At 60.2% G+C, this 6,286-nt stretch carries 9 protein-coding genes; 4 read left to right on the top strand and 5 right to left on the bottom strand.

Annotated features, from left to right (window positions below):
* Positions 1 to 360: transposase (locus CBW66_RS16115; RefSeq protein WP_139843055.1), on the top strand; the 360-nt coding region annotated here is incomplete at its 5' end.
* Positions 361 to 383: 23 nt separating this feature from the next.
* On the opposite strand, the gene CBW66_RS16110 is transcribed toward CBW66_RS16115, so the two are convergent.
* Genes CBW66_RS16110 through CBW66_RS16100 form a run of 3 tightly spaced genes read right to left on the bottom strand, consistent with a single transcriptional unit; the run spans position 384 to position 2,183 of the window.
* Positions 384 to 710, bottom strand: a complete 327-nt coding sequence (locus CBW66_RS16110; RefSeq protein ID WP_086138722.1) for a barstar family protein — start codon at positions 708 to 710, stop codon at positions 384 to 386.
* Positions 711 to 718: 8 nt separating this feature from the next.
* The gene (gene dapB / locus CBW66_RS16105; protein ID WP_086138721.1) at positions 719 to 1,528 is read right to left on the bottom strand and encodes a 4-hydroxy-tetrahydrodipicolinate reductase; all 810 of its coding nucleotides are present in this window, start codon (positions 1,526 to 1,528) and stop codon (positions 719 to 721) included.
* 19 nt (positions 1,529 to 1,547) lie between these two features.
* Positions 1,548 to 2,183 carry an outer membrane protein assembly factor BamE gene (locus CBW66_RS16100; protein WP_230492335.1) on the bottom strand — a complete coding sequence of 212 codons (636 nt, stop codon included), beginning with the start codon at positions 2,181 to 2,183 and terminating at the stop codon, positions 1,548 to 1,550.
* Between the two features lie 196 nt (positions 2,184 to 2,379).
* Here CBW66_RS16100 and fur point away from each other — a divergent pair, with 196 nt between their 5' ends.
* Positions 2,380 to 2,811 carry a ferric iron uptake transcriptional regulator gene (gene fur, locus CBW66_RS16095; RefSeq protein WP_034745717.1) on the top strand — a complete coding sequence of 144 codons (432 nt, stop codon included), beginning with the start codon at positions 2,380 to 2,382 and terminating at the stop codon, positions 2,809 to 2,811.
* 51 nt (positions 2,812 to 2,862) lie between these two features.
* Here the strand turns inward: fur and hrcA are convergent, their stop codons facing one another.
* Both hrcA and CBW66_RS16085 read right to left on the bottom strand, forming a co-directional pair.
* Positions 2,863 to 3,879: a heat-inducible transcriptional repressor HrcA gene (gene hrcA, locus CBW66_RS16090; protein ID WP_086138720.1), complete on the bottom strand. Its 1,017-nt coding sequence runs from the start codon at positions 3,877 to 3,879 to the stop codon at positions 2,863 to 2,865.
* 116 nt (positions 3,880 to 3,995) lie between these two features.
* Positions 3,996 to 4,721, bottom strand: a complete 726-nt coding sequence (locus tag CBW66_RS16085) for an HAD family hydrolase (RefSeq protein WP_170932887.1) — start codon at positions 4,719 to 4,721, stop codon at positions 3,996 to 3,998.
* A gap of 244 nt (positions 4,722 to 4,965) precedes the next feature.
* On the opposite strand from CBW66_RS16085, the gene CBW66_RS16080 reads away from it, so the two are divergent.
* Complete coding sequence (locus CBW66_RS16080; protein ID WP_086138718.1) at positions 4,966 to 5,565, top strand: hypothetical protein; 600 nt, start codon at positions 4,966 to 4,968, stop codon at positions 5,563 to 5,565.
* A 41-nt stretch (positions 5,566 to 5,606) separates the two neighbouring features.
* Entirely contained in the window at positions 5,607 to 6,188 is a 582-nt protein-coding gene (locus CBW66_RS16075) for a hypothetical protein (RefSeq protein WP_086138717.1), read from the top strand.
* Positions 6,189 to 6,286 lie beyond the last annotated feature (98 nt).

The following is a 6,286-nucleotide window of genomic DNA, read 5'->3' as shown; positions in this document are numbered from 1 at the left end:
GGCGAGCGCACGATTCCCGTGCTGCTGTCCTACTACGCCAATCCTGAGCGCTTCGACAGCGCCAAGCAAGCCGTGGCGTTTGCGGGCCTCGATCCGCGCCAGCACGAGTCGGGTTCCAGCGTGCGTGGCAAGCCACGCATGTCGAAGGTCGGCCACAGTTTCCTGCGCAAGGCACTGTACATGCCGGCCATGGTGGCCGTCCATAAGACGCTTTGGGGCAAGCGCTTCGGTCAGCGCCTGCGTGACGCCGGCAAAGCGCCCAAGCTGATCATCGGCGCCATGATGCGCAAGCTGGTGCACGTGGCATTCGGCGTGCTCAGGTCGGGAAAAATATTTGATCCGGCCTTGCACGCCGCTTGACGAGGATAACAGTATCTACGAAATTATTTCAGAGTCAGCTTCAGCGCCGGCTTCTCGCCGTAATCGTCATAGCGCTCATTGATGCCGGCGATGCAAAACGTGATTTCTTCCAGCAAATCAGGCACTTGCGCCTTCATCGCGTCAGCGTCCTGCACCACGATATCCAGCACTTCGTTCGGTTTCAAACGGAACTGCGTCATGTTTTCATCGTCGCGCAGGTAGCTGAGACAATCGACCCAGGCATCCATGCTGTTGCCGTAGAACTCGGGGAAACCGAAGGCTTGCACGCATTGCGCGTGAAAACTCGCTTCATCGGTGATGTCTTTTCCATTCAGGAGCGCAGTGGCCATGATCTTCCTCAGTTCTTCAGCGATAGCACATCCTGCATGTCGAACAGGCCCGTCGGCTTGTCGGCCAGGAAACGCGCAGCGCGCAGGGCGCCGTGGGCGTAGGTGACGCGGCTGCTCGACTTGTGGCTGATCTCGATGCGCTCGCCGATGCCGGCAAACAGCACCGTATGGTCGCCGACGATATCGCCGCCGCGGATGGTGGCAAAGCCGATGGTCGACGGGTCGCGCTCGCCCGTCACGCCTTCGCGGCCGTACACGGCGCATTCCTTCAGGTCGCGGCCCAGGGCGCCGGCCACCACTTCGCCCATTTGCAGGGCCGTGCCCGACGGCGCATCGACCTTGTGGCGGTGATGGGCTTCGATAATCTCGATGTCGTAGCCTTCGGACAGGCTTTTCGCGGCCAGTTCCAGCAGTTTCATGGTGACATTCACGCCCACGCTCATGTTCGGCGCGAACATGATGGCCGTCTTTTCGGCGGCGGCGGCAATGGCGGCCTTGCCCGCGTCATCGAAACCGGTGGTGCCGATGATCATCTTGATGCCATGCTCGGCGCAATACGCCAGGTGCTGCAAAGTGCCTTCGGGGCGCGTGAAGTCGATCAGGTAATCGGCATGGGCCAGGCCGGTGGCCAGGCTTGACTCGATCAGCACGCCGGCAGGCTTGCCGAGGAAGGCGGCGGCATCCTGGCCGACGGAGGGCGAACCGGCGCGGTCGAGGGCGCCGGCCAGCACGGCGTCGGGCGCGTTGCTGACCGCTTCGATCAGGATATGGCCCATGCGGCCGCTGGCGCCAGCGATGGCGATTTTCAGTTCAGTCATTTTATTCTCTTACAACAACTTATTTGGTGGGTTCGGCGGCAGGCGCAGGTGCTGGCTCGGCGGCAGGCGCCGTTGCTGGTGCAACTTCCGGCTTGCTCACAGGAATGGCCGGGGCGGCATCGGCTGGTACCGGCACGGCGCTTGGCGCCACGGGCGATGGCACGACGGCGGCAGGCACGTCGGCCTTGGCGACCTTGGCGAATGGCGACGGACCGGCGATACGGTCGATATATTCTTTCTCCGTCGGCAAGTTGCCGCCTTCGAAACGTTCAACCTTGCCATCCTTGCCGAAGTACACGACCACGCGGCTACTGGTGGTTTCGCCACTGCCCCGCGCCAGGCGGAATGGATAATCCCAGCGGTCGGCATGGAAGATATCGGTCAGCAGCGAAGTGCCGAGAACGAAACGCACCTGGTCACGCGTCATGCCCACTTTCAACTGGGCCAGCATCTCTTCGGAGACAAAGTTGCCTTGTTGAATGTCAGGACGGTAGGGCGAGAAAAACCACATGAATTTTTGCAGCGGCGTGATGGTGGTCGTTTGTGCGCCCTGTTCGGGGACCAGTTCCTTGCCTTCTTTTTGAGCAGCTGCCGGCTTTTCGCCAAGTATGCCACGGTTGGCGCAGCCGGACACGGCCAGCGCGACACAGACCATGCCTGCCACGACTGGTGCTCGAAATGAAATACGGTGCCAGAGAGATGGCAATACAGCCGGGGTTACGCGCATAAATGACCTCAATTGGATGAACAAAACGCCAGGAGTGACCGGCCCGCCAAAAAAAAGCATATTTTGGCACTCCCCGACAAAACGCTATATGATAAAGCACCTGACCCACATACGAGCAACAAACATGAGTAACAATCCTAGTGATCTCAAGGCAAGCGGCCTGAAAGCCACCCTGCCACGGCTGAAGATACTCGATATCTTCCAGAGTAGCCCGGTACGCCACCTGACCGCGGAAGATGTCTACAAGATTCTGCTGGCCGACAATATGGATGTCGGATTGGCAACTGTCTACCGTGTCCTCACGCAATTTGAACAAGCCGGCTTGCTTAACCGCAACCATTTTGAAACCGGCAAGGCGATTTTCGAACTCAACGAAGGCTCTCACCACGACCACCTGGTGTGCCTCGATTGTGGCCGGGTCGAAGAGTTCTTCGACGAAGAAATCGAAATCCGCCAGCAAAAAGTGGCCGAAGAGCGCGGCTTCAAGATCGCCGAACACGCCCTGGCCATCTACGGCAACTGCACCAAGACAGCTTGCCCGCACAAAACAGCCTGACCCACGCCGACCGTTCCCGCAAGGGGCCGGCTGGCGCGGCATTGAACCGCATCAATGATGGCTGAGCGCGCTCGACAGTAATTTAGCGGTGATATCGACAATCGGGATGACGCGCTCGTAAGCCATGCGCGTCGGTCCGATCACTCCCAACGTTCCCACGATCTTGCCGTTGACTTCATACGGCGCCGTCACCACGCTCATCTCGTCCATCGGCACCAGATTCGATTCGCCGCCGATGAAAATCTGCACGCCCGTCGCCTTGCTCGACACGTCGAGCAGCTGCATCAAGCCCGTCTTTTGCTCGAACATGTCGAACATCTGGCGCAGCGAATGCATATTCGATGACAGATCGCTCACGCTGAGCAAGTTGCGCTCGCCGGAAATGACCATGTCGTCGCTATGGTCGGCCATCGCTTCGCTGCCCGCTTCCACGGCCGCCTGCATCAGGCTGCCCATGTCGTCGCGCAACTGGCGCAGCTCGCCTTGCAGGCGCACGCGCACGGCGTCGAACGACAGGCCGCCATAATTCTGGTTGATGTAATTAGCCGATTGCATCAGTTGCGCCGGCGTATAGTCGGCCTCCGTCAGCAATAAACGGTTCTGCACGTCGCCGCCGGGAGCGACGATAACGAGCAGGATGCGTTTTTCGGACAGACGCAGGAATTCGATTTGCTGGAACACGGATTCGCGGCGCGGGCTGAGCACGACGCCGGCGAACTGCGACAGCGACGACAGCATCTGCGCCGCGTTGGCGATGGTCTTTTGCGGCTGCGGCGTCTGCAGGCGCATGCGCGACTCGACCATGTGCTCGTCCAGATGCCGGACGGTCAGCAAGGTGTCGACAAAGATGCGGTAGCCGCGCGGCGTGGGGATGCGTCCGGCCGAAGTATGCGGACTGGACACATAACCGAGCTCTTCCAGGTCGGCCATGATGTTGCGGATCGTGGCCGGCGACAGGTCGAGGCCGGAAATTTTCGACAAGGCGCGCGAACCGACCGGCAGGCCATCGGCGATATATCGCTCGACCAGGGCTTTCAGCAGTGTTTGGGCACGTGTATCGAGTTGCATGATGTTTTATTTAAGCAAGTATTCTTAAGCAAGTATTCGTTCAAGCAAGCGGCAACGAAAGCGGCCGAACGTGCATCAACAGCAGCTATTATGCACGTTCGTCCGTCCGACGGCGATCAATCTTCCAGTTGCCCCTGCAGCCACAGCAGCAATTCATCAAAGTTGGCACAGATGGCGTCGGGCTGCACGCCGGCGGCCAGATGGGCGTCGCTGCCCTTGCGGTTCATCCACACGGCACGCATGCCCGCCCCTTGCGCCCCCGTCACATCGAAATACAAGTCATCGCCGACATACACGGCCTCATGCGGCGCCACGCCCAGCGCGGCGCAAGCGGCCAGGAAGATGCTGGCGTCAGGCTTGGCGACGCCAAAATCGCTGGCGGCAATCGATACCTTGAAATGCCGCGCCAGGCCGATAATGTCAAGGTCCGCATTGCCATTCGAGATCGAGCCGACCAGCATGCGCTGGCCCATCCAGGCCAGGCCCGGCAAGACATCCTCATACGGCTGCACGCGATGGCGCGCCGCCAGGAACTGCGCAATGGCGCCGTCGACCAGGGCGGGATCTTCGCCTGCGGCCTCGAAGGCGGTCAGCAAGCCCGCGCGGCGCAGCTCGATCAAATTGCCATGGAAATGCGGTTGTTCATTGAGCATGGCCAGACGATGCTGGCGCAACAGCTCGATGGAAAACTGCTGCGCCACCTTGGGCGCATGCGTGGCCAGCCAGTCGTGCAGCAGGGTCTCGGCGGCGGCAATCACGGGCGCGATGGGCCACAAGGTATCGTCGAGGTCGAACAGGATGGCCTTGGGCGGCACGGCAGGTTTTACAGGAGCAAAGGACATGGGACTCACGGTGGATGCCGCGCCACAGTGCGCAGCCTGCATCTATTGTCGCACCGATCGCCGCCTCCGGCATGGCTGCGCCCCCATGAAATGGGGCCGGACCGCCGCTTCCCGGCGAAAAATTGTTACAGGGTGATACAAGGCAAGATCATTCAGCTTGCCAGATAGACTAAAATAGGCGCCATTCCAATGCGGCGCCAGCGTCCGCGTTGCGCTACCCAACCTAATTCGTTTTGGAGAATGTATGAAAAATTTGTACCTGCGCTCGATGCTGGCGGCGGCTTGCGCCGTCACATTGGCGGCCTGCGGCGGCAGCGGCGGCAACCTGTATCTGAGCGGCCAAGTCTCCAATCTGGCAAAAGATGGCCTGATTCTGCTGAATAATGGCGAAAGCCTGCCTGTCGCCTCAGGCCAGACCTCCTTTGTTTTCACCAAGCTGGTCAACACCGATGACCGCTACGATATCACCATCGCGCAACAGCCAAAGGGCGCCGTGTGCACGATTACCAATGGCGCCGGCAAGGCATCGAGCTATACCGTGACCACGGCCTTCGTCAGCTGCGTGACCAATACCTATCCGCTGAGCGGCACCATCACGGGCCTGACCGCCGACGGTTTGACCTTGGCCATCGGCAATACCACCACCAGCCCGCTGAAAGGCAGCACCAGCTATACGTTCCCGAATGTCAATGACGGCATCGCCTACAATATTTCCATCGCGACATATCCAACGGGCCAGACATGCAGTTTCGTGGGCTCTGCCAGCGCCAACGGCCGCGATGTCATCGGCACCATGGGCTCGGCCGCCACGACCGGCGCCACACTGAACTGCACGGCGCTGTAAGCGACGCGATTCGTCACCACTATATTGCATTGGAGAAATACATGAAGTTATCCTGCCTGCGCCCTCTCGCCGCGCTGCTGTTGACCCTGGGACTGGCTGCTTGCGGCGGCAAGGCCTCGTACGATGTCAGCGGCACCATCACCAACCTGAACACCAACGGCCTGGTGCTGGCCAACGGCGGCGTCAATCTCCCGATTACCGCGGGCCAGACCTCGTTCACCTTTGCCAAGCGCATCGACTATGGCACCGAGTACAACATCACCGTGCAAAACCAGCCAGCCCACATGAATTGCAGCATCAGTGGCGGAACCGGTTCGGCCGGTCACTACCTGAGCATCCAGGCAGCGGTCATCTGCTCGCAAAATACCTACACGGTAGGCGGCACGGTAACTGGCCTGACGGCCGACGGCCTGGTCCTGATCAACGGCAATGCGCAAACCGCGGTGACCAAGGGCAGCACGACCTTCACCCTGGGGTCGCGTGTGCCCGATGGCGACACGTATGGCATCAGCATATTTACCCAGCCGACCGGCTTGAAATGCAGCGTGGCGCCGAACACCGGCGTCGGCGTCATGGGCGAAGCGAACGTGACCACCGTGCAAATCGCCTGCAATCCGGCCTGATGCGGTGATGCTGGCAGCCGCGACGCGGCTGCCAGGAAGAGATATCACGGAAATCTATATTTGATATTCCAAAGATAAATTGGAGTTATATGTGGCGA

The sequence above is a fragment of the Janthinobacterium sp. GW456P genome (genome assembly GCF_002127655.1).
In the GTDB taxonomy this organism is placed as follows: Bacteria; Pseudomonadota; Gammaproteobacteria; order Burkholderiales; family Burkholderiaceae_D; genus Janthinobacterium.
This window is presented reverse-complemented; position numbering and strand designations above follow the sequence as displayed.

Excerpts from the sequence above, each read along its gene's own strand:
- CBW66_RS16110 (WP_086138722.1), bottom strand. The coding sequence starts at position 710 with ATGGCCACTGCGCTCCTGAATGGAAAAGACATCACCGATGAAGCGAGT.
- dapB (WP_086138721.1), bottom strand. The coding sequence starts at position 1,528 with ATGACTGAACTGAAAATCGCCATCGCTGGCGCCAGCGGCCGCATGGGC.
- CBW66_RS16085 (WP_170932887.1), bottom strand. The coding sequence starts at position 4,721 with ATGTCCTTTGCTCCTGTAAAACCTGCCGTGCCGCCCAAGGCCATCCTG.
- CBW66_RS16080 (WP_086138718.1), top strand. The coding sequence starts at position 4,966 with ATGAAAAATTTGTACCTGCGCTCGATGCTGGCGGCGGCTTGCGCCGTC.
- fur (WP_034745717.1), top strand. The coding sequence starts at position 2,380 with ATGAGTAACAATCCTAGTGATCTCAAGGCAAGCGGCCTGAAAGCCACC.
- CBW66_RS16075 (WP_086138717.1), top strand. The coding sequence starts at position 5,607 with ATGAAGTTATCCTGCCTGCGCCCTCTCGCCGCGCTGCTGTTGACCCTG.
- CBW66_RS16100 (WP_230492335.1), bottom strand. The coding sequence starts at position 2,183 with ATGGTCTGTGTCGCGCTGGCCGTGTCCGGCTGCGCCAACCGTGGCATA.
- hrcA (WP_086138720.1), bottom strand. The coding sequence starts at position 3,879 with ATGCAACTCGATACACGTGCCCAAACACTGCTGAAAGCCCTGGTCGAG.